Origin of the sequence: Kangiella japonica (genome assembly GCF_039523535.1) — a bacterium.
In the GTDB taxonomy this organism is placed as follows: Bacteria; Pseudomonadota; Gammaproteobacteria; order Enterobacterales; family Kangiellaceae; genus Kangiella; species Kangiella japonica.
In genome coordinates, this window is record NZ_BAAAFM010000001.1 from 552,793 (window position 1) to 575,760 (window position 22,968).

Here is a 22,968-nt window from a genome sequence, read left to right on the forward strand (position 1 = left end):
GCAAAACACAGGGCTTTCCGATGTCAGATTTAATGCTTTTCAGTGGCAACGCCACTCCTGATCTCGCTCAACGCATCTCTACCTACTTAAAAGTACCTCTAGGAAAAATCCACACGTCTAGCTTTAGCGATGGCGAATGTAATGTTGAGATCCTAGAAAATGTTCGTGGTAAAGACGTTTTCATTATTCAATCAACCTGTGCGCCTACCAATGACAACTTAATGGAGTTGATCATTATGGCCGACGCGCTAAAGCGTGCGTCAGCAAAGCGTATTACAGCGGTTGTTCCTTACTTTGGTTACGCACGTCAAGATCGTCGAGTACGTTCAGCGCGTGTACCAATCAGTGCAAAAGTTGTCGCCGACATGATTAGTGGTGTTGGTTTTGACCGCGTGTTAACCGTAGATTTACACGCCGATCAGATCCAGGGCTTCTTCAATATTCCGGTAGATAATGTCTACGCAACGCCAGTTCTTCTCGACCATATCGCATCTCAGTCAGGCAAAAACCTTATGGTTGTTTCGCCAGACGTGGGCGGTGTTGTACGCGCAAGAGCTATCGCTAAGCGTTTAGATGATGCTGATTTAGCGATTATCGATAAACGTCGCCCTCGTGCTAACGAAGTTGGCGTGATGAATATTATCGGTGACGTAGCTGGCCGTGATTGTGTCATCGTCGATGACATGGTTGATACTGCTGGCACACTTTGCCAAGCAGCCCAAGCGCTGAAAGACAATGGTGCAACAAGCGTATCTGCATACGCCACTCACCCAGTCTTATCAGGCAAAGCTATCGACAATTTGAACAACTCAAACTTAGATGCATTGGTCGTGACCAACACGATTCCTCTAAATGAAGACGCAGCTTCGTGCAGCCGCATCGAACTGCTCGACTTAGCGCCATTATTGGGTGAGTCTATTCGTCGTGTAAACACTGAAGAATCAATATCGACTATGTTTTTAGATTAAGCCTTAATTTTTAAGCGCTGAATCAAAATTCGCAAAATCCCGCTTTTTAAAGGCGGGATTTTTGTATATATCCCTAGAAACCGTGAATATTCACCGAAAAAGCCCGAAATGCTAGTAATTATTTGGAATTAAGCTAGCTTCTTAGTTCTTCAATACGGTATAATTCGCGTCCAAAATTTTGTGGTTAAGCTTGGTCGCAAGGCTTAGCCTTTTACTTACTCAACTTGTGGAGAAACACAATGAGCGATTTTACGTTAAAAGCTGAATTACGCAGCGACATAGGGAAAGGTGCGAGCCGCCGCCTACGTCGTCTTGCAGACAAAATCCCTGCCATCGTATATGGCGGTAAAGAAGAAGCTAAGTCGATCACTTTAGATCACGATGAAATCAACAACATGTTGGACGATGAAGCAGCATATTCATCAATCATCAACTTAGACATTGAAGGTGAAACTGAAGAAGTTCTAATTACAGACCTACAGCGTCACCCGTTCAAACTTAAGTTAATGCACGTTGATTTCAAACGAATCGTTCGTGGTGAAGATATGTTGGCTAACATTCCTCTACACTTAATCAACGAAGACAAAGCACCTGGTAAGAAATCTGGTGGCGTTGTGACTCAACCATTAACAGTTGTTGAGATCTCATGTCGTCCAAGTAAGCTTCCAGAGTACATCGAAGTTGACCTAAGCAGCTTAGAAATTGGTGAATCAGTACACTTAAGCGATCTTAAATTACCAGAAGGCGTTCAAATTGCTGCCTTCATGCACGGTGACATCGAAGAGCACGACCAAGCTGTAGCGAACATGTTACCGCCAACGGTTGAAGAGTCTGACGATGAAGTTGAAGCTGACGAAACTGAAGTACCAGCTAGCGAGCAAAAAGCTGACGCAGGCGATTCAGAGGAAAAGAACGAAGATTAATTCTTCGTTCAAACCGAAAGCTTTAGTTAGACTACATAATGTCTAGCATCAAGTTAATTGTGGGCCTGGCCAATCCAGGCTCACAATATCAAGATACCCGTCATAATGCTGGTGCCTGGTACGTTGAAGAACTCGCCCGCGCCTACAATATCCCCTTCAAAGTCGAAAATAAGTTCCATGGCCTTTTTGCCAAGGGATTAATAGGCTCTGAAGAGATCAAATTACTGATCCCCTCCACTTTTATGAACCTTAGCGGCAAAGCGATTCAAGCAGTTGCTAACTTTTATAAAATTGCTCCAGAAGAAATCCTAGTAGCTCATGATGAGCTCGATATCGCTCCTGGAACATTAAAGCTCAAAAAAGGTGGCGGACACGGCGGTCATAACGGACTGCGCGACACCATCAGTAAACTGGGTAACAATAAAGAATTTATACGCTTACGCGTCGGCATAGGCCACCCTGGCCACAAAAGCCAAGTCACTGGCTATGTCCTCGGCAAACCGAGCCCCGACGACCGTAACGCCATCAATTTAGCTATTGATGAAGCCGTACGCGAAACCCCAACCTTATTAAACGGTGACTGGGATCTCGCAGTACAAAGACTACACAGCGTAAAAACTGGCGCTGAATAAACCAATCAATCGTAGAGAGAAGTAACATGGCACTAAATTGTGGAATCGTGGGCTTGCCCAACGTTGGAAAATCAACATTGTTCAATGCACTAACAGATGCTGGAATCGATGCTGCCAACTACCCTTTCTGTACTATTGAACCGAATACTGGCGTTGTGCCAATCCCAGACCCGCGCCTTGACGCTTTGTCTGCTATCGTAAAGCCTGAAAAAGTATTACCAGCGACTATGGAATTCGTTGATATCGCAGGCCTAGTAGCTGGCGCATCTAAAGGCGAAGGTCTAGGTAACAAGTTCCTAGCCAACATTCGTGAAACTCACGCCATTGCCCATGTTGTTCGCTGTTTCGACAACGATGACGTAGTACACGTTGATGGCAAAGTTGATCCTTTGGCGGATATCGAAACCATTAACACCGAATTAGCGCTAGCTGACCTTGAGTCAGTCGAAAAGCGTATTCTAAAGACGGCCAAAGTCGCTAAAAGCGGCGATAAAACGGCTAAAGAAGAGTTAGCCGTGCTAGAGAAAGCCAAAGCTTGTCTCGACGAAGGTAAGGCGCTCAGAAGTTTAGATCTTGATGCGGATGAGATGAAAGTGATGCGTCGCTTCCAGCTAATCACCATCAAACCAACCATGTACATCGCCAACGTTAGCGAAGATGGTTTTGAAAACAACCCGCTTCTCGACCAAGTACGTGAGTTCGCCAAAGAAGAAGGCGCTGAGGTAGTTCCTATCTGCGCTTCTATTGAGTCTGAAATCGCCGCCCTAGACGACGAAGACAAAGCCGATTTCCTAGAAGACCTTGGGCAAGACGAACCAGGCCTAAACCGCGTAATCCGCGCCGGTTATAATCTTCTAGACCTACAAACCTACTTTACTGCAGGCGTCAAAGAAGTTCGCGCATGGCAGGTTAAAGTGGGCGCCACAGCACCACAAGCCGCCGGCGTCATCCACACAGACTTCGAAAAAGGCTTTATCCGTGCCGAAGTTGTTGCTTATGACGACTACATCGCTGGCAACGGCGAAGCAGGCGCCAAAGAAGCCGGTAAATGGCGTTTAGAAGGAAAAGAATACATCGTAAAAGACGGCGATGTCATGCACTTCCGCTTCAACGTATAAGAGAAATAAAGAAAGGCGAGTATTTTCCATTATTTTCACCCGAAAGGCTTGACATAATGGCCCGAAATCACGAAAATACGCGCCACTGAATTAAGGCTATGTAGCTCAGCTGGTTAGAGCACAGCATTCATAATGCTGGGGTCGGTGGTTCAAGTCCACCCATAGCTACCATATTTTGCTATATATATTAAAGGGTTACGAAAGTAGCCCTTTTTTATTGCCTGTGCAAAATGTCTCGGGCAATGGTGGGGCAATGGTTTGGGATCGAAATACCGCCCTATAAGGCTTCCCCCACAGTCTAAATATACTTTTTTATAGTCGGGAAGTTACAAAGGTAAACACTCAGGGTTATCAAAGGGTTCTCTTTCTCGCGCGTACTTGTCCCTAAAGTCTTTTAAGAACTGTAAAAACACTTTGTAATGAATAAGAAGTGATGTTCATACCCTTGGGGTTATCTTGCACCTTTTTTATATGTAAGAAAACACACACTAGTAAGGAAACGGTAAGGGTTCTGCTCTCGCGCGCACTTGTCGCAAAAGTCAGTATTTTAAAATTTTGAGGATAAAACAATTACTATATGGGCGCGCTCTAGGATTTAAGGCCGTAAGGTTTGAACCCTACCCCCTACCTATTCCATCGAGTCCATACCGAATTGTTCCCAGTCTTCTAACCATTCATCATTTGACTGTTTTTGCGGTGACTTCTTAGTGGTAGTAATAGATATAGAATCATTACCCTTATTACCGCATTCCCTTATTACCTTATTACCGTACTTACTGTTGCCCGTACTTTGGTTTGCCTGTACGCCTTGCTCTGTGTGGTTTTCGTCTATTTCCTTATGCGTTGGTCTTATGCGTTCCTTATGCGTTGCTTGTGCGTTGTTTATGCGTTCCTTATGCGTATGACAATCATTAAAACACTCTTTGATTTCTATATAGCTAAGGTCTACTGGCTTAAGGCTCTTTGAGTCTAATCGTTCGCCCTTAGTGTAACTGCCAGTAAGGATAACTTTTTTCAGATTTCCCATACGTTCCCAAAACCTTGTTAAACTTGCTGGTCTTGGTAAATAGCACCGCTTCCAAAACTTGTAGAACTCTGAATTTTCAGAAACGTTAAAATGTCCGTTTGGCAACCGCTCCCCTTTCTTGCCTTTCTTAGAGTTTCTCTGGCGTACAATATTTGCATTAAATATTGCATATGCTCCCTGCTCTGATAGCGATCTATTAAACTGCAAAGTCACCCCCTTGTATTTCCCTTGGTAAGCCCCTGCGCTATATGATTGATATATTAGCAACTCTGTACTTGTTACAGTTGCGATTTCAAATAGTAAAGCATCCTTATCAATGCTCTGCACCACCTCGGGCGATATGTTTAACCGCCCGTCCAAGATCTCTACCTTATGGCCGTCACTGAATAGCTTAGCTAGTTCCTCCATCGATTAGACCTATACCAGCTCAGCACCTAGCGGAACGCTAAATACACAATAAAGTGCTTTTATGGGTTTATTGTATAGCTGTGACGCTTTAGTGATTGCCTCAGTCTTGTTATTGGCAACCAAGCAAGCTCTACTTCCATCGTTAGCAGATAGAGTATAAATGCTAGGCTTAGCTAACCTGTCACCACCAAGGATTACTGCTTTATATTTTTCTATAGAATAGCTAGATAGATTGCTTAGGTAGTCTCTTACTACCTCTTTAAGCTGTTTATCCGTTATTCCATATGCTCTAGGCCATTCTGGGCGCTGTTTCCATTCCTTCTTTAAGTGGTGGCAAATAGCCTCGCCTTGTAAGTGACTTCTGCGCTCATAATCAGGATCGAGTGGGCAAATATTAGCTTTGCAACTTCTAAAGCGGTCGCAAGTGGTAGCGCAACGCTTAAACTTTGTAGTAATATGATCTTGGTTTGTATATGGGATGGCGCTGTCTATGGTGGGCGCGCCTTTCTTTTTTATATCCATGCCTTACACCTCCCCAGTATGTTGGAAAGTGTGCTTTTCAATATATGCCTTAATATCAGACAAACGATAAAAGCAACGTCTCCCCGACTTAACAAACGGCAAGCCTCGGCCTACACAAGCCCAGTACGAAAGGGTTGGTTCTTTTAAACCAAGTAATACAGCTGTGACTGCTCTAGTCGCTAAAGCATCGGGATATTGATCGGCTAAAGTTATTAGCTTGGATAGTTGCCCAGCAAGCTCGGCTGGGATTTCCTTATAAGTTGTTCGCGCGTGGTGAAGTAATGCGCTTTCATTAAGTTTATTGTCTGTATACATTGATATGACCTCATAGCGATTAACGTAATGAGTTCAGTCTATGTATAATTTCAGCTTAATATAATGGGGTTATTTAGACTATATTCACTATATTTGCCCGTGGGTAAATTCCTTAATTTTTTTATATTTTCACCCACCTTTTTTAAAGCACTCCTTCCACTCAGGCACGAAGTTTTTAACCTTATATCTTATGCTTTCTTTGTCGAACTCCTTTCCAAAGTAAATAGATGAAATTATCGCTACTTGATTATAAAAGGGTTGTCCGTAAGTAATGCAAAAGCTACGGGTAATTGTTCTAATAAAAAAAAGCTCTTCCGCATCCACAGCATTAGGACTCGATATTATGCTTTTCTCATTCATGAGTTCTTCTAATTTTTTATTATAGTGTTTCAAACTATTAAGGAGGCTGTAACTTTCGATAGATAACACTACATTAGCTAAATCACTCCCCCTTCCGTGTACCAAGTAACTAAGGCTTGCGTCTGTGTTAGTTAAGCTTTCCTCATCTAAATTAATTAAGCTTTTATACTCCGAAATTTTATTTATAATTTTTTGAGGCATTTCCTCAATTAGGTTCTGGTCTATATCTAAATTATCAATTATTGATAATAAGGTGTTTACCGCTATTTGAGCTTTCTCTAATTTTTTCCTCTTCTCGTTTTGGGTCAAACGGTTGTAAGCTTTATTAAAGTTTGTGGCTTTATCTAGTGCTATTAGGAATATATTTATATATAAAAATGCCCCCCCCATAACTGACCTATCCATCATTAAACACGGATGTAATTCACTAGCTTTATCTAACAGTGTTCGCCAAACCGCCTCCATATCTGGATGTGTAAATAACTCTTTATAAGGCTTCTTTTGTAGTGAATACTCCAAGAACCTGATATTAGAATCATCTAACTGTGATAAGGGGTTTGAACTTTTAAACTGCAACTTCTTCCCGAACAAAACACCGCCTCCTGTGCTTTCGCCTTATTAAGAATAATCAGCCAACCTATAGGCTCTAGGCTTTCGGGAGCTACCCTAGGCTGATTAAATTAGTTACTTAACCTTTCTCGCTGTTTCTAAACTCACCACCTGCGCGGTTTCTTTAATCTCTGCCAACTTTAGGATCTTATCGTTGACCCTTTGCAATGGCTCTCTTAACCGTTCAACTTCCCAAATGATATAACCGCCTGTTACGTCTTGCTCTGGTATCTTGTGGTTTACCATGCGCTTAATGGCATAAGGTGATAGCTCTAGGCTTTCCGCTACACTAATAAACGTCCTGCGTAAGTCGTGAATAGTAAAATAAAGGTCTGATAATGCTCTAATCCTTTCGACTGCCTTTTTAGGCTCTTGTAGGCTCACACCACCTCGCCCTTCAAAAACAAAGTCATTAGAGCGGTTCTGATAACGCTTTTCTAATAGCTGATACACATAATCAGTAATCGGTAAAATATGCGTCTGCCTATTCTTGGTTTGCTCAATCGTGATCGTGCGACCTTTAAAGTCCACGTTTGACCACTCAAGATTAGATGCTTCTCTACGCCTTAGCCCTGTCATTAAAACAAAGCGCAAGTAATCGGCTATGGTGGTGGGTTGTACGCCCCCTTGGGTTGTTCTTGTCTGTTCAAATAACTCAAGAGCGTTAAACCAAGGCTTTAGCTCATAGTTTTTAAGTACGCCCTGCCTTCTCTGTTCTTTGTGCCATTTCTTAGCGTGGGATAGCTTGCGTGTGGGGTTAAAAGGAAATACTGGGTTTCCGTCCTTATCTTCCCATTCATCACGGGCAAAATTAAATAAAGCTCTAACTAATCTAAAAGTGTTGTTACCTGCAACTGGGTATTTTTTGCTGATTTCATTAAACCGCTTGTTTACCATGTTAGTGGTAATATCCCCCAAGGGTTTAGCCTTCCAGTCTGATAGCCAGTTTTCCAATATTGCCCGATAGCTTTTGCGAGTATTCTCAGAAAACCTCTGGTTATCTCTGCTATCAATGTAAGCATTTAAACATTGCTCAAGGGTTGTTTTCTTAACCTCTGCTATTTCTTCTTTTTTGTTAGGGTCTATGCCCTTGTGTAAATCAGCTGTGACTTTTTGCGCTTCTTCCTGCGCCTGTTTAACTGTCATAGAAGGAAAGCGCCCGATAGTAACAAACTTATTACCACCGTCCTTCCACATGATAACGACAAAACTTTTATGACCTGTTGGAGTTACCCTAACGGCTAGATTAGTAACTTTTGTGTCCCAATATAAAACACGCCCTTTTTCTGGAGCTTCCAGCTCTGCAATTCGTGATTGATTAAACTTAATTTCGCGCTTCATGGCTTTATATCCTCAGCCTTTGTTACTGTCCCTTGTGACCTCGGGCAACGCTCGGGCAATGGTGGGGCAATGGTTTTAGATATAATCCCATATAACTCAATATAGTTCAAATACGGGTTAAATCATTATATTTCAGCTACTTATATAAGGTTATAGATTTCAGCAAAACTCAACAAAACTCAAATCCTAAAATTCATAATGCTGGGGTCGGTGGTTCAAGTCCACCCATAGCTACCATATATATCAAAGGGTTACGTCATTTTTCGTAACCCTTTTTTATTGCTTAAAAAAACGTAAGTCCACCGTAAGTCCAACGTAGATTAATAAAACACCTCTTTTTTTATACTTATCTCTTCCATAAATACCTGTTTAGAGGTTAGATAAAGTATATTTTTGGCCTAAATACTTTTCATATTCAAAGTGGCAATTTTAAGATAGAAATATATATATTCCCTTCATTCATTTTGCTGGTCATGATTAAAAATTTATAACTAAAAGTCTTAGCATTCTCAAATTGACATAAAGGGACAAAAGTGTGACTATAGGTCACAAATATGTTCCTTTTTTAAGACCATGCTAGATATAAAAGATTCCGAGCTTCTCACTAGAGTTGCTTCTATATATTCACAACAAAAAATCGCAGACACAATTAGTCACCCTAGAGAGGTTGTTAACCGCTGGTTGAAAGAGTCATCAAAAGGGCACAAAGATAACTGGCTTACTTTCGAAGAAAGAGTTTCCCTCGAATCACTTCTACCCAGTAAACCTGATAAAGATGAGTATGATTTTACTTTTATAGATTTATTTGCGGGTATAGGTGGTATAAGAAGAGGCTTTGAAAAAGTAGGAGGTAAGTGCGTCTTCACTAGTGAATACGATAAATACGCTGTAAAAACCTACCTAGCGAATTTTTACTGTGATCACGATGTGCATGGAGATATACGGGAAATCACTCAACCAAATGGCCTAAGTGAGAAACAAATACCAAACTATATAAATAAGAAAGTACCAAACCATGACGTTCTACTTGCAGGGTTTCCCTGCCAACCATTTTCAATTGCAGGAGTGTCTAAGAAGAACTCCCTTGGTCGGTCTCATGGCTTTGAAGATGAAACACAAGGCACTTTGTTTTTTGATGTTGCTAGAATAATCAAAGTTAAAAAGCCGGCCGCGATATTACTCGAAAATGTTAAAAACTTAAAAACGCATGATCGTGGTAAAACATTTAAAGTAATCACTAATGCCCTTCATGAGTTAGGCTATAGGATTGTAGATCTAGAGTATGAAGGGAAAGCTGATCCCAAAATAATTAATGGTAAACATTTTGTTCCTCAAAATAGAGAAAGAATTGTAATTGTCGCATTTAGAAAAGATCTCAAAGTAAGTACAGGATTAACTTTAACCGAAATAAAAAAGTATTACCCTACTAAAGCACCAAAGGTTGGCGATATACTAGAACCCAAAAGCAGTATAGATCCAAAGTATACTCTTACTCCCAAACTTTGGGAGTATTTACAAGGTTATGCAAAGAAGCATAAAAAAGCAGGAAATGGGTTTGGTTTCGGAAAAGTAACTGAAAAAGACCTCTCCACACGCACATTATCTGCCCGTTATTATAAAGATGGGTCAGAAATACTTGTAGACCAAGGTAAGGGAAAAAGACCGAGAAGACTTACCCCTAAAGAATGTGCCCGCCTGATGGGATTCGACTTGCCGGGTGAGTCAAAATTTGTAATTCCTGTTTCAGACACTCAAGCCTATAAGCAGTTTGGTAATAGTGTAGTGTGCCCTGTATTCGAAGCCGTAGCAAAACTAATGAAGCCATACATAATAGAAGCCGTCACGAATAAAAATTACAGGAAAGAGCTAGCTGCTTAACTGTCACAACTAGTAATTTAGGTGAGTTTAGTACTTAACAGAGGTTATGCAGTCCAGTAAGATAGAGAACTGAAATCACAGAAAATGGGGATTATAAGTCATGCCGAAAGGGACTTTCGATACAAGTAGAGCAAAAGAGCTGACATTTTCCGAGCTAATAAAGATATTTAAACACAACCGGTGCAATGAAATCTATTTAAAAGAGTTAGCCCCAAATGACAATAGCAAAAACCAACCTTACTTTGGAGCACATCTCACTGATATACCTTTTATCCCTACAGATGAACTAGAGTCATCCATCTCAAAGTCAAAGAAAACCTCTAACCTTAAAAGAAAGATCAAATACCAAGCAAAGATAAAACTTTTATGGCTCGATGCTGAAGGAAAGCATTACCCTGCTCCGCATTCGAAGTTAATATACTATCCTCAATACCCAGAAATTAGATTTTCAGGTTTCTTAAAAGGTTCATCTGTAGATGCAAGCTACTGGATGGATCCAAAGAAAGAAGGAAGAAGTAGAGGACGCTGGCTAATTCTAGGCATACAAGATACAGGTAACGTACTAGCATACTTAGTAACACCAAATTGTAATTTATCTTCTGAGCTTAGTAAGAGAAAGTTTACCGAGATTACAAGCGTATTTAAAGTAGTTCAAAACTCCACTCCAAAAGCAAATACTTCAAATAAAGAATTACTTCTGGCTGAACTAAAAGCAATACATGAAAAGGGATGGATCCAAGGTCAAAGAATATATCCAAGTGGAAAAGTTTTGCCTTATTCAGCACTAAATGGGGGAGGCTATACTCTTGAAGCCGAATTAGGTATATCACCTAACGGCATAGCGGAACCAGACTATTTAGGTTGGGAAATAAAACAGTATGGTGTAACTAGATTCCCAAGGATAGGAGCAAAACCAACTACTTTGTTAACACCTGAACCAAATGGCGGTATTTACAACACAGAAGGAGTAATAGCATTTATGACAAAGTATGGTTATAAAGATAAGTCCGGGATCAAAGACCGCTTTAACTTTGGAGGTAAGCATATTATAGGGGTTCCAAATAAAACTACAAAACTTACAATGCTACTTGATGGTTTCGATAAAGATAAAAATGAAATAACAAATCCTGATGGAAAAATAATGCTTGTTAAGGGTCGTAAAAATGTAGCAAGTTGGAGCTTCCCCAAGATATTAAATCACTGGAAAACAAAGCACTCAAAAACAGTCTTTATCCCCTGTTTACGTCGAAGCTCTTCAGACGGAAAATATCAATATCAGTTTGGCAATCAAGTTCAAATGGGTACAGGGACTGATTTTCTGTTGTTATTAAATAGCTTGACTAATGGTAGCGTCTATTATGACCCAGGCATTAAACTAGAAAATGCATCTTCAAAGCCTAAAGTTAAAAGGCGCAACCAGTTTAGAATATTACATAGGAAGATTAATAACCTATATAACACATTTGAAGATATAGATGTACAAAAGTATTAGGGTATACTCCTTTTACTTCTTAGCTGTTTTTTTATTTTTTTGTTTCTTTGCCTTATACTTTTTCTTTTCAATTTCTTGTTCATTTATATCTATTGTAGAAAGTGCTACATTAAACCCTAAAGTTTTCAATTTTTTATGAGCATTCTTTAATGAAACTTTTGAGAAAAAAGGAAGCTCAGAAGGTAACTTTTTCTTCGTAGCAATTGCAAAAACTACAGTATAGTTCGAAGGGTTAGGCCTATCCTGATAATTCTTCAGCTTTATTCTCTTAGGGAGTTTTTCATTTAACTTTTTCCTATAATCTATATCGGCAATAAATGCTTCAGAAGCTACGAACCCCTGTGCAAAAAGGTGGCTTAATGTGCTTGAGGAGCTGTAATACTTTACATGTATAAACTCATTCCCATCCTTCACAAGATCGCAATGTTCAACCTTATCGTAACTCCCCCCTATTGGAATGGTTTTCTTATCCATATTTTCAATAAATTCATATTGTCTCGCTACATGTGAATTAAATTTTGCTTCTTCACTTTCTGCATATATAGGAAATTTGAACCCATAATGAACAATGTTAGTATTTAAATACTTATTTACTTTTGATACAAAGTTATTGTTTACTTTATACCAGTCTGAATTTCTTAGTATATAGTTATTACCTTTATATTTTATCTCTGTATAAACACACCTAAAAAGAGACCAAGACTTTATTTTCTCATAGTCACCATTGTTTACATTGATAGTCCCTTTTTTTAAATCTTCTAAATTTATCTTGCCTCCTTTATAGCTAACAAATTCCTCAAGTTTTAAAACTTCATACCTAGCTGTTTTATCTCTCATATCAAAAGAATACAACTTAGTATCCCAGTCAGTAACTTCCGGTTCTCCCAGAAAAATAGAGTCATATTGTTTATTTCTTAGTTTTATATTTAACTCCTCTTCGATTTCTTCTATTTCCTTTTTATCCCTAACTTTATTTACATTTTCAATCCAGCTAAATTCATCAGGAACCTTTATATTGTATTGCTCGAATACAGTTTCTAATATCTCATTTAAATCATTTAATTCGAACTTTAGACTAAGACTTAACGAGTCTTTGCCCGCAATATAGCTTCCTAAACGTTTAATCTTCGAAGTGCCGCCAACTGCATAGACCATGTCCATTTCTGAGTCTAAATCTAAATTATAAATATCAACCTCTTTCATACTTTGTGTTCTTGAGTTAAGCGGATTATGATCATAGCTTGCCTTATCTAGGCTTCTTAGTTTATTAGGAACAACTGTGTTTAATGTGACCTTTAAACCAAAATCCCTTTCGATTGCCCACTCCCGAATTAAATGAAAGCCGGTGCCAAACGAAAGAATGAAAATCCGTCCCTCAACCTTACAAAGGAAAACTGCTCCTAAAGTCTCAGTAAAATGAAATGTGTTTTTGTTTGTTTTTGAATTAAATATTTCTGTCCACATAGGTAGGTTTGATTGTGTCCGTTTTTTTACAAACAAACTTCCTTTTGAACTATTACCGTAAGTAATGACTTGCTCTTTTTGTGCTTTATGAATATTTAAAATTTCTTTTGGTGCTTTATAGTCATTCTTTACTAAATAAATTGATAATTTATGGGTTTTCACAAAGTGCTCCTGCCTTTCTTTTTATTCCATCCACTTGAATAATGTATATCACGTCACATTTTTTTACAACAGTACATTTAATGCACAGTTGCATTGTTTCATTCTATACAAGTGAAACTCTGAAACTTAATCTAACTTCCCTTTAGCTTTTAAATACTGCATTCTCCTACTCATTGTTGATTTACTAATACCAAGTTGCTCAGCTATTTCTGTTTGATTTAGTCCTTCGCTGTGTAGCTTCTTAATTTTTCCTAAAACTACATCTTCTTTTCTTTCCCATTTCCACTGATAGCCTACTTTATCCTCTATAGCCAATCTAGCTTCAATTGGTTCTGCATCATCACCACTGAAGCCTCTGGCTTTCTCAAAGTGAACTTCAAACCGTGCTCCATCAGACTGTTTATAATCATCTGGGTGCTTTAGTGCTATAACCGTATCTAATGTGTCTTCTCTTTTGCTTGTACCACGTTGTCCCCCAGACTTCCCTGAATGATGCACAAACAATACTGACCTACCCTCAGCTCTTAGTCTTAACGCCCACGCTTCAGTTATTCTCCAACTTTCAGACTCGTTCTCATTACCAGTACGACAAAGCGTTGAAATGTTATCAACAACAACTAGATCTACATCTGTAAAATGCTTTAGCCGTGCTAATGAGCAAGGGTCTGATAGATCAGGCATTGCCCCACTCTGCTCATCTGGTGTCATTATCCGTAAGTTATCACCCGGTATTGACCCGGTGCGTTTTTGTATTTGTTTTAGCCTTGTTTGTAAGTCAGCAGAAGGCATTTCCCCATCAATATATAAAACTTTAACTGGTTTAGGTGCTTTCCAACCTAAGAACTCGCCACCTGTAGCTAATGCCACAGCTACTTCTAATGCAAAGTGTGTTTTACCCACCCCCCTTGGTGCATAAACCATTGCTAAACCTTGTCTTGGTAGCCATGGTGCTAATAGTAACTCTCTAGGTGGGATCTTCTTTCTTAGGAATTCACCGATCTTTGAGACTTTAAAAGCAGGTGCAATATCATGCTCAGCTTTTTCCCAATTGCCATCAAACTCTTCTGCTTCTCGGTTTGTATTAGGGATATGTTGATTAGGCATCATAACCTCCCTGAACCGTTTGATTATCAAGAAAGGTTGATAAGTCTTTGCTTCTATAGCGTATATATCGCCCTACTTTGATATAAGGCAATGGGTAACGATTCTCACAACGCCAAACCGCTAAAGTGTGTTCAGTAACACCCAAGATTTCAGAAACCTGTTTAGGGGTTAATAATGATTCTGATGAACTTTGATTCATGGTAAATACTCCGTTAATTAATTTAATGAACGGAGTAAAGGCTAATAAAATCCCTCTATAAATGTGCGACAGTAAACTTTTACGATCAGATCGTAAAATTACTGTATATTCTTCATAGCTTCCCTGAGTAACCTTTTAATGGTTTCTGGCTCGAAAGGTATATTCCCATCAGGCCACCACTGTATACTGTTTTCTTCAATAACTTTAGCAACGCTTGATGCACTAAAGTTTTTACCGTACTTGCAATCATCTGGATAGCTTATCAAAGCGCTAATAGCAGCTTTATATAAAACTTCTCTAGCTAACGCATTATTTTCAGCGTTCTTATGTGGTTTATTAGTATTGTTCTTACCTTTAGGTTTAGATAACCCTTTAGTGTTCTTCAAAGCTTCGATTAACCCTTTAGCTTTTAATAACCCTTTAGTGTCAGCCCATTTAAAGAACTCTTTGGTGTTAACCCTCCATAACCCTTTTCTTTTGTATCCATTAATAACCTTTAGGCTCGCATAGCGATCAGCTTCAATTAGTTCTAATATTTCTCCTGAATAGTACTCTTTTTGTAATGATTGCCAATCAGGTGGGTAAATACCATGTAATAAAGGCAACGCTTCTGTCATGACCATTAAAGTATCTTTCTTAAAGAATGACTCTGTTAACCTTACGAACTCATCAGAGTTATTTTCATAGGTTTGCAGGTTTTGTCTCGCAATACTCTCACTCCTTTCACTTTGTACTTCCGACAACTTCATTAAACTGTCTAAGAAGCCACCGCCTTCCTCTGCTATTTTCATAACCTTTTCATAATCACTGTCACTTTTCATTGTCCGCTCCTATTTAACCTAATGTTGCTACCGCATCAGCCCTGTGCTCTGGTGCTAGGTGTGCGTATCTTAATGTTGTATTCATGTCAGCATGACCGCATAGCTCTCGTACTGTATTGAGCGGTACGCCATTCATTACCAGTTTTGAGGAAAAGTCATGCCTCATGTCATGCCATCTAAAGTTAGGTATCTCTGCTTGCTTTAGTATGGAAGCCCATGACTTTTTAACGTTTGTTAATTTCGTGCCGTTATGGGATGGAAATACTAAAGCATTACTTTTATCGCATTGCTCATGCCATGCCTTTAATGCGGTGTATGCGGTATTATTAAGCGGTATGTGACGGGTTCTACTAGACTTAGCATTCTCTGCTCTTACGGTTAAAACCCGGTTATTCATGTCTACGTCATGCCATGTTAAAGCGAATAGCTCACCGCGTCTTAACCCGGTCTTAAGCGATAAAATAATCATTGGAGTCATTCGATCCCCATAAGCATGGGGTGTTAGATCGGGTAACAAGGGGTAGTTTCTTTGTTTACGCCATTCGTTACCCCTTTGACGCTCTTCTTTTAATGCGGTATCCCGGTCACTAAGTACCCTATATAACCGGGTTTCTTCACCGGGTGATAGATACCGTACTAATGGGGTAGTACCCGTTTTTAATGCCTTAAGCTTTTGTAAGGGATGCTCAGAGATAACTTCCCATTCAACTGCTTTAGTCAGCAAACCTCTAAGAGAAGCGACTTGTCTATTAACTGTGGTCGGCTTGATGCCATCGCCCAAACGATCTTTACGCCATGCCTCAACCCTTCTTACAGTTATCTCTTCTAACGGGGTATTCATGAAGCAAGCAAAACGCGAACGGATTAAGGACATAGTGCCTTTACCGTATTTATGGTGGGTTAATATCCAAGGCTCATACAGTTCATCAATAAACGCACCAAGCCTTCTATTTTTTGTAGCTTCGGCTTCCTTTCTTTGCTTAACCTTTTCACTCTGAACATCAATCCCTTTCATGATGTCTGAGTATCTTTGTTGAGCAACCGATCTGGCATTGGCTGGAGTCATGTTATCGACTGTACCAAGCCTAATTCTTCTTCTAAGGTTTTGTGAGTTTCTATAGGTAAAGTAATAGCTCTTTTTGCCAGTTGGTTGAACCCTAACTAACAGCCCTGTCATCTCATCATCATGCACTTCATAAGGACGGGGTTTTGGCTCTAATTCTTCTACTAATGCCTTGGTTATCCGTTTTTTCACCGTTTTTAAACATTTCGTAAGTCCACCGTAAGTCCAATATAGATGAATTTAGCTGAATAAAAGATGAACACCCATGAAACAAGACATCTTTATAAGATGTTGTTTTAATTGGTTTTATAGCGATTTATAAAGAAATTAGATTGATTGAATTTCATACGAATTCATGGCCAGATCGCTTTCATAATGCTGGGGTCGGTGGTTCAAGTCCACCCATAGCTACCATATTAAAAAAGGCTTACAGAGCAATCTGTAAGCCTTTTTTAATTTGTTGTGAACTCTGTAAGTTCCTACTGAGTTCAATTCATTAGCTCTTATCCTAAGCCTTAAATAAATGTACTCTGACCCCATTTATTTTTCGTTCCGCAGACACTTCCTTCAGTCGCCTTCTAGAAGTGCTGTAATCAAAAGAGCCTCGAAGTCGCTATTACTTCTTTGAGGCTGCACTTGCTCTATCTGATTTAGGGAAAGATCAAATAACAGATGCGCCGATAGAAACAACCAGCCCGAACACAAAATGTATAAGTCTAGGTACCTTCATTTTGGGGTCATCTGGCTCCATACTCTTGCCAACCACATAAGCGGGCATTGTTTTTTTCATTATAAACAAATAGACCCACTTATACCCATAAAGAAATAGAACAAAAGTACAAAGCCAACTTAGAGGGCTTGTAAAACTAGAAAACATAAAGCGGCCCAAAAGATAAAAACTAATCGCTAAAGTTAGTCCAATCCAAAACTTCATTTATTTTCCTCCTCATTAATATCGGTCGCTTTTAATGCCCCCTGTGCATTAACTTCGGTCGCAACACCTACTTGTTCAGATACATTTTTTGTTGCTTTATTAGCTTTAGTAACCTTTTGTACGGCCTCACCAAGCATCCCTGGCAATAATGTTAATCCAGCCTCTTCATATTCGCCATAAATTATGTTGTCAAGTGCTAATAAACCATCAATTGCTGCTGCAAATTAATGGGGTCAGAGTACATTTTCTTAGTCTGCTTTAATTCTAAGCGCTTCGCCATCAGCTTCTAAGTTGCCCCAGCCTTTTATTTTTACGGCTTCGAAATCCTGTTGTATTTTTGGTTGCATGAGGTCTGTGAAGGCGTCGGTATTTTTAAAGTCTGGGTCTAGCCACATCTCTAAGTCTTTTTCAGACAACATTAATGGCATGGCTTTTTTGTGGATAGTTGCTAGTTTTTTGTGTGGCGGGATTGTGATCATGGAAGCTGAATAGACTGGATTTTCGGGGTCGCCCCATTGTTTAAAGAGGCCACCAAAATAGATAGGGCTTTCGTCGGCAGGTTTTAGTAGGTGGTAAACCTTATTCATTCCTTCGACAAAACCACTCGCGGGAATAATGCAGCGGGTTTCTCGGTAAGCTTTGGTATAAGATCGTTTAAAACCTTCTCCTTCGTACCAGCGACTATTAAAGGATGTATATCTGCTTGGTTTCCATTGGCCGTCTTTTTGTTCGAGCAGGAATTGCCACATCGCTTTTGTAATCTGGTTGCCCTGCTCGCTGGCATGAATAATCTGGATTGGGTGGTAGCATCGGAAGTTCCCAAGCTCTAGCGGAACCTGTAAATCCAAAGTCTTTTCGATTTTTTTAGCAGGCTTTTTACAAAGCTCTACGAATCCACACATAGCACCACCAATTAGTTTGATTGATTACAGATTAGCAAACAGTGCGGTGACTATAAAGTGGTTCGCAGTAGGCAACTTAGGGTTATAAATCGTATTTTAGAGATCGCGGCGGTCGTTACACTCCCTCGCGAAGACGATCGGTTTTGAGGCTCTTTGTTATTTCCACTCGAGGAAACCACACTTATCGTTTTTAATAGACGCGGAAAGAGACCTCTAACTCAAGCTGTCGGTCTGGTGACGATGTAAATCCCTACGCCTAGGAATAACGCACCAAGCGATATGATGAGTATGGGTGGGGATTGTTTTATGAGTAGGATGCACCAGCTTAGTGTCATCATAATGCAAGCGAGCCATTTTCCGAGTTTTGGGATGGCTTTGTGGGTGCGCCATGCGACTAGCGGTGGGCCGAGCTTTTTGTGGTTTATTAGCCAAGCTTCTAGGCGTGGCGAGCTTTTACTGGCGGCCCAGAGTGTGATGATTAAAAATGGTGTGGTTGGGAGTAGTGGCAGAAATACTCCAACGATGCCAAGGGCCAGCGTGATGATGGCTATGAGGATATAGAGGCAGTGTTGGAGTGATAACATGGTTGTTGTAATTGTGCTGTTCGTTTTTCTTAAAAAGGGGAAGCTTTGTCACATTTCTATAGAGATCGCCACGTTCGCTTATCTCCCTCGGCAATTGCTCCTGCATTGCTGGGGCTACCCTTGGGTACTAACTCCTGCATCCATGCAGTCGTCGCGATGACGCGAAATGTTTAATCAGCTAGATTTTTCTAGCTCTAAATTTCTTACCCTTCATTTTCCCATTATTCAATAGTTGTAGGGCTGGTTCTAAAATATCGTTTTTTACGGCGACGTAAGCCCAGCTGTTGGCGACTTGAATCTTGCCAACGTCACTACCTTCGATGCGGTAATCCGCAGTTAGAGCTCCTAGGATATCACCTGGACGTAGCTTTTGCTTCTTTCCACCATCAATCTGGATGGTGGACATTGGAGCTTTATAAGTTGGTTCTTTAAGCAGCTTAGTGTCTGGGAGTGCGATTGGCTCAATATCTTGCTCAAGATATTCGGCGAGACGATTCACTTTGTGCTTTTCTTTGCCGATAACAATCGAGCAGGCATGGCCTTTGTTACCCGCACGGCCCGTTCGGCCAATACGGTGAACGTGGATTTCTGGGTCGCTGGCGATATGGTAGTTAATCACTAAGTCGAGCGCGTCGATGTCTAAACCACGAGCGGCGACGTCGGTCGCTACCATGACCGTTACACTGTTGTTGGTGAAACGAACTAGCGCTTGGTCACGTTCCTTTTGGTCAAGGTCACCATGCAGTGCCAATACGCTAAAGCCATTGCTTTTTAGGTATTGGGTCAGGTCTTTTACATGGCGCTTGGTGTTACAGAAAATCACCGCTGAATCTGGGCGGTGTTTCAACAGTAATAAACGAACCGCGACATCACGTTCGCATTCGTCGCTGATGCGGTAGAAGTCTTGGGCGATTGTCGAGCCGGTGTGCTGCTCTTTAATTTTTACTGTCACTGGCTCAACCATAATATGGTCAGCCATCGACTGGATTTCTTTGGGGTATGTTGCGCTAAATAGCATGGTCTGGCGTGCGCGAGGCACTTCCGCCACGATTGCTTCCATCGCATCTTCAAAGCCCATGTCTAGCATTCTATCGGCTTCATCCAGCACCAAAGTCGAGACTTGGTCGAGCTCTAGCGTTTGCTTTTCAAGATGGTCCATAATACGGCCCGGCGTACCGACCACAATATGCGCACCATATTTTAGCGAGTCAGCCTGTGGGCGTAGCGGCGTTCCACCGCATAGCGTTAGGATTTTCACGTTCGCAATCGGGCGCGCTAAACGTCGAATTTCTTCCGCCACCTGCTCGGCGAGTTCACGAGTAGGACACATCACCATTGACTGTACGGCAAAGTTCTTAGGCTCAAGTTTCTGCAAAATACCTAAGCCAAACACGGCTGTTTTACCCGAGCCTGTTTTGGCCTGGGCGATAACGTCTTTCCCATCCAGCACGTGTGGCAAGGCTTCAGCCTGAATCGGCGTCATCCCCTCGAAACCTAAATCTGCCAGGTTAGCGATTAGCTCTTGTTGTAAGTTGAGCGTTGAGAATGCGGTGTGACTCATGATGAAATCCTAGTGGTTTTGGTGCAATTTGAAGCAGTTTACTGCTGAATAGAATGTTTGAGAGCGAGATCTTCGATCTGGGTGAATTATATACAGCTCGGGAGTTATGTAAAAGCGATATCTTCTTATCATAGGTATTAGGTTAAGCACCACCTAGAAGTAGTGCGCATAAAAAAGCCGCACTAAAGTACGGCTTTCCGGTTTACTCAACTTTCTTAAGCTTTCTCCAACAGAGGCTCTACTGCGCTTGGTTGGCAAGCCATCTGGTGTATGTCCAACCACTTTTCTGTTGGCCATCGATTTCAAAGCTTATTTTAATTTTCTCAAAAGGAAATTCAGCTTCGTTATTAGCAAACTTTCTCTTGGCATCAATCGTGTATTCGCCAAGCTCTTCGATAGTTACGGTAACCGCTGAACTCGATTTATTAGTTGAGCATTTTCCACTATTTAATAACTCTGACACCTCAGAATCATTGTTTTTTCCTCTTAGCAATATATCCAGGCTCGTTACATGAAGCGGTGTTTTACAGCTCACAAATACGTTGTTAGGTTTAACGCTAAGTTTCTCGCCAATCAACTTATCGAATTGCGGATCGTAAGATAGGCCTAGCCATCTCGGGTTGTCGCTCATGACCCAGCCTCTGTCAGTATTAACTAAGTCATCGAAAAGTACTCGGTATTGCTTTTCATTCATCTCTACGTGTAGGTAAATATCGGCGCCTTCGATGCCTTTGGTTTCTTTAGCATTAACCTCAACCTTTACTAAAGAAGCATTTTCCCAGCCACCGTGCATTTTTCCATAAGAAAGAATATCACCAACGCTCTTGGTCACTTTACGTTTCGTTTTCTTAACTTGCTTTTCTACTTCTGATGGTGTTGGACTTTTCGAGGTGGCTTTAGCTTCGTTCGTTTTAGAGATTAACCAGTAATAATCGTCTTCATTTATGCTCAAGTTTGTAATCGAGTCTTTATCGCCACTTTGCAGTTTCTCGAAAAGATCTTTACCTAAAGACTCAGGGTCTTCAGTACCGCCACATGCCACTAGCAATGTTGAAATTATAGTTGCGCAAAAAAGTGTTTTCAGTTTCATAGGTTCCCCGATGATGTGAAGTTAAAAGTCGCTGTTATTAATAAATTATTATTTATGTTTATGATTGGCTGGCAGAATTATTGTTTTAGACCAGTTATCACGTCAGTTTTACACCAACGAGAATATATAGATTATTGATTAATATCAATTTTTTATTAGCCCTGTCGCTAATTTTCTTTAAGAGAACTCTCTTTATAAGATCACTCTCCTTTAAGATCATTCTCCTTTAGTTCAGTCTCGATAATCGTTTCGCTATGGAGTGTTTTATGTACGGGGCATAAATCTGCAATTTCTAGCATCCTTTGACGCTGCTCTTCGGTAATATCAGCTTCGATAATAATACTGCGGTGAAATTTATCTATTTTCCCACTTCTCTCCTTCCCTTCTTTATCCTCGCACTGTTCGCAGTCTTCGGCATGTACTTTGTCATGGTGAACATTCACTATCACTTTTGACACGTCCAGTTTTTTGCGACGGGCATACATATTTAGAGTCATCGCTGTGCAGGTTCCAAGCGCCGTAGACAAAAAGTCATAGGGGCTTGGGCCAAGGTTAGTACCGCCTACTTTCACAGGTTCGTCTGCTAGCAGTTGATGACCATTAGCGTTAATACGATTCAGGAAGCCTTCGCTGGTTTGAGCCGCCACCACCACATTATCCTTTGCTTCCGGTACCCTAGGTTCTTCTTTAACATCAATATAGCGAGTAGCCCATCGAGCGAGCACATGCCCCGCATACATCGAGTCTTCGGTTTTGCTTACTAGATGATCGGCTTTATCGAGCGTAATAAAGCTTTTAGGGTGTAGCGCTTTTTTATAAATAATTTCTGCTTCTTTAATCGGCACTGTGTCGTCGATTGGCGAATGCATCACCATTAAGGCTTTGTGCAAGCCGTGGATATCGATAGAGTGTTTACGCACATCATCAACGAAATCTTGTTTAAAGGTAAAAGGACGCCCCGCCAATTTAATCGTGGCTTCACCCTGCTCTTCTAAGGTTTTCAGTTCAGGCTCAAGCTGGTGTAAAACGTGCTCAGGAGTCGATGGCGAACCAATAGTAGCGACAGCTTTTGCTGAAGGGATTTCTTTGGCTGCAGCTAAAATCGCAGTCCCTCCAAGCGAGTGCCCGACGATAATTTGTGGCGCTTCGTGCTCTTCGCTGAGGTAATTTGCCGCGTCAATCAGATCATTGACGTTTGTGGTAAAGCTAGTATCCGCGAACTCGCCTTTACTCGCGCCAAGCCCCGTAAAGTCAAAACGTAAGGTAGCGATCCCTTCGTCTGCTAGGGCGTTGGCGATATTGACCGCGGAGTTAATGTTTTTGGTGCAGGTGAAGCAATGAGCAAATAAGGCATAAGCCTTAGTCACTTTATTGTCAGGCAGGTGTAGTACTCCCGATAACTCAAAGTCTTGTCGTGTTTTAAAAGTTACTTTCTTCTGCATTACAATGCTCCTCTTCGCTCATTATCATGAACCTCGCTACGAACCGAAG

At 40.8% G+C, this 22,968-nt stretch carries 21 protein-coding genes and 1 tRNA gene; 7 read left to right on the forward strand and 15 right to left on the reverse strand.

The features are described 5' to 3' along the window. Window positions 1-20 precede the first annotated feature (20 nt). From ABD128_RS02570 to ABD128_RS02590, 5 genes are all read left to right on the forward strand, one after another. The gene (locus ABD128_RS02570) at window positions 21-968 is read left to right on the forward strand and encodes a ribose-phosphate pyrophosphokinase (RefSeq protein ID WP_343986062.1); all 948 of its coding nucleotides are present in this window, start codon (window positions 21-23) and stop codon (window positions 966-968) included. Window positions 969-1,207: 239 nt separating this feature from the next. Next, window positions 1,208-1,891, forward strand: a complete 684-nt coding sequence (locus tag ABD128_RS02575; protein WP_343986065.1) for a 50S ribosomal protein L25/general stress protein Ctc — start codon at window positions 1,208-1,210, stop codon at window positions 1,889-1,891. A 38-nt stretch (window positions 1,892-1,929) separates the two neighbouring features. Next, the gene (pth, locus tag ABD128_RS02580) at window positions 1,930-2,523 is read left to right on the forward strand and encodes an aminoacyl-tRNA hydrolase (RefSeq protein WP_343986068.1); all 594 of its coding nucleotides are present in this window, start codon (window positions 1,930-1,932) and stop codon (window positions 2,521-2,523) included. Window positions 2,524-2,549: 26 nt separating this feature from the next. Further along, window positions 2,550-3,641 (forward strand): redox-regulated ATPase YchF, encoded by a 1,092-nt coding sequence (gene ychF, locus ABD128_RS02585; protein ID WP_110201164.1) that lies wholly within the window; start codon window positions 2,550-2,552, stop codon window positions 3,639-3,641. 94 nt (window positions 3,642-3,735) lie between these two features. Further along, window positions 3,736-3,812: transfer RNA gene (locus tag ABD128_RS02590), tRNA-Met, on the forward strand. A gap of 457 nt (window positions 3,813-4,269) precedes the next feature. On the opposite strand, the gene ABD128_RS02595 is transcribed toward ABD128_RS02590, so the two are convergent. The 5 genes from ABD128_RS02595 to ABD128_RS02615 all read right to left on the reverse strand — a co-directional run bounded on the left by ABD128_RS02595 (window position 4,270) and on the right by ABD128_RS02615 (window position 8,223). Next, window positions 4,270-5,076 carry a hypothetical protein gene (locus ABD128_RS02595; protein ID WP_343986071.1) on the reverse strand — a complete coding sequence of 269 codons (807 nt, stop codon included), beginning with the start codon at window positions 5,074-5,076 and terminating at the stop codon, window positions 4,270-4,272. Between the two features lie 9 nt (window positions 5,077-5,085). Then, window positions 5,086-5,598, reverse strand: a complete 513-nt coding sequence (locus ABD128_RS02600; RefSeq protein ID WP_343986075.1) for a hypothetical protein — start codon at window positions 5,596-5,598, stop codon at window positions 5,086-5,088. Between the two features lie 3 nt (window positions 5,599-5,601). Further along, a complete protein-coding gene (locus tag ABD128_RS02605) occupies window positions 5,602-5,913 on the reverse strand; it encodes a helix-turn-helix domain-containing protein (RefSeq protein ID WP_343986078.1) in 312 nt (103 codons plus the stop codon). Between the two features lie 129 nt (window positions 5,914-6,042). After that, complete coding sequence (locus ABD128_RS02610; RefSeq protein WP_343986081.1) at window positions 6,043-6,849, reverse strand: hypothetical protein; 807 nt, start codon at window positions 6,847-6,849, stop codon at window positions 6,043-6,045. A gap of 108 nt (window positions 6,850-6,957) precedes the next feature. Further along, window positions 6,958-8,223 (reverse strand): tyrosine-type recombinase/integrase, encoded by a 1,266-nt coding sequence (locus ABD128_RS02615; protein WP_343986084.1) that lies wholly within the window; start codon window positions 8,221-8,223, stop codon window positions 6,958-6,960. A gap of 573 nt (window positions 8,224-8,796) precedes the next feature. Here ABD128_RS02615 and dcm point away from each other — a divergent pair. Continuing rightward, on the forward strand, window positions 8,797-10,101 hold the full coding sequence (gene dcm, locus ABD128_RS02620; RefSeq protein WP_343986087.1) for a DNA (cytosine-5-)-methyltransferase: 1,305 nt from the start codon (window positions 8,797-8,799) through the stop codon (window positions 10,099-10,101). A 100-nt stretch (window positions 10,102-10,201) separates the two neighbouring features. Next, window positions 10,202-11,593 (forward strand): MvaI/BcnI family restriction endonuclease, encoded by a 1,392-nt coding sequence (locus ABD128_RS02625; RefSeq protein WP_343986091.1) that lies wholly within the window; start codon window positions 10,202-10,204, stop codon window positions 11,591-11,593. A 12-nt stretch (window positions 11,594-11,605) separates the two neighbouring features. On the opposite strand, the gene ABD128_RS02630 is transcribed toward ABD128_RS02625, so the two are convergent. The 10 genes from ABD128_RS02630 to ABD128_RS02675 all read right to left on the reverse strand — a co-directional run bounded on the left by ABD128_RS02630 (window position 11,606) and on the right by ABD128_RS02675 (window position 22,919). Next, window positions 11,606-13,219 (reverse strand): TIGR04141 family sporadically distributed protein, encoded by a 1,614-nt coding sequence (locus ABD128_RS02630; protein WP_343986094.1) that lies wholly within the window; start codon window positions 13,217-13,219, stop codon window positions 11,606-11,608. A gap of 126 nt (window positions 13,220-13,345) precedes the next feature. Continuing rightward, complete coding sequence (locus ABD128_RS02635; RefSeq protein WP_343986097.1) at window positions 13,346-14,326, reverse strand: AAA family ATPase; 981 nt, start codon at window positions 14,324-14,326, stop codon at window positions 13,346-13,348. Then, window positions 14,316-14,522: a helix-turn-helix domain-containing protein gene (locus tag ABD128_RS02640; protein WP_343986099.1), complete on the reverse strand. Its 207-nt coding sequence runs from the start codon at window positions 14,520-14,522 to the stop codon at window positions 14,316-14,318. Before ABD128_RS02640 ends, ABD128_RS02635 begins: the two co-directional genes overlap by 11 nt. A 98-nt stretch (window positions 14,523-14,620) precedes the next feature. Then, window positions 14,621-15,343, reverse strand: coding sequence for a hypothetical protein (locus ABD128_RS02645; protein WP_343986102.1), 723 nt, complete (start codon window positions 15,341-15,343; stop codon window positions 14,621-14,623). Between the two features lie 13 nt (window positions 15,344-15,356). Further along, window positions 15,357-16,598, reverse strand: a complete 1,242-nt coding sequence (locus ABD128_RS02650; protein ID WP_343986105.1) for a phage integrase — start codon at window positions 16,596-16,598, stop codon at window positions 15,357-15,359. Window positions 16,599-17,588: 990 nt separating this feature from the next. Then, window positions 17,589-18,242, reverse strand: coding sequence for an SOS response-associated peptidase family protein (locus ABD128_RS02655; protein WP_343986108.1), 654 nt, complete (start codon window positions 18,240-18,242; stop codon window positions 17,589-17,591). A 218-nt stretch (window positions 18,243-18,460) separates the two neighbouring features. After that, window positions 18,461-18,826, reverse strand: a complete 366-nt coding sequence (locus ABD128_RS02660) for a YbaN family protein (protein WP_343986111.1) — start codon at window positions 18,824-18,826, stop codon at window positions 18,461-18,463. Between the two features lie 178 nt (window positions 18,827-19,004). Further along, window positions 19,005-20,387: an ATP-dependent RNA helicase DbpA gene (gene dbpA, locus ABD128_RS02665; protein WP_343986115.1), complete on the reverse strand. Its 1,383-nt coding sequence runs from the start codon at window positions 20,385-20,387 to the stop codon at window positions 19,005-19,007. Between the two features lie 238 nt (window positions 20,388-20,625). Next, window positions 20,626-21,477, reverse strand: a complete 852-nt coding sequence (locus ABD128_RS02670) for a hypothetical protein (protein WP_343986118.1) — start codon at window positions 21,475-21,477, stop codon at window positions 20,626-20,628. 200 nt (window positions 21,478-21,677) lie between these two features. Next, window positions 21,678-22,919, reverse strand: a complete 1,242-nt coding sequence (locus ABD128_RS02675; RefSeq protein WP_343986122.1) for a bifunctional alpha/beta hydrolase/OsmC family protein — start codon at window positions 22,917-22,919, stop codon at window positions 21,678-21,680. Window positions 22,920-22,968: the final 49 nt, after the last annotated feature.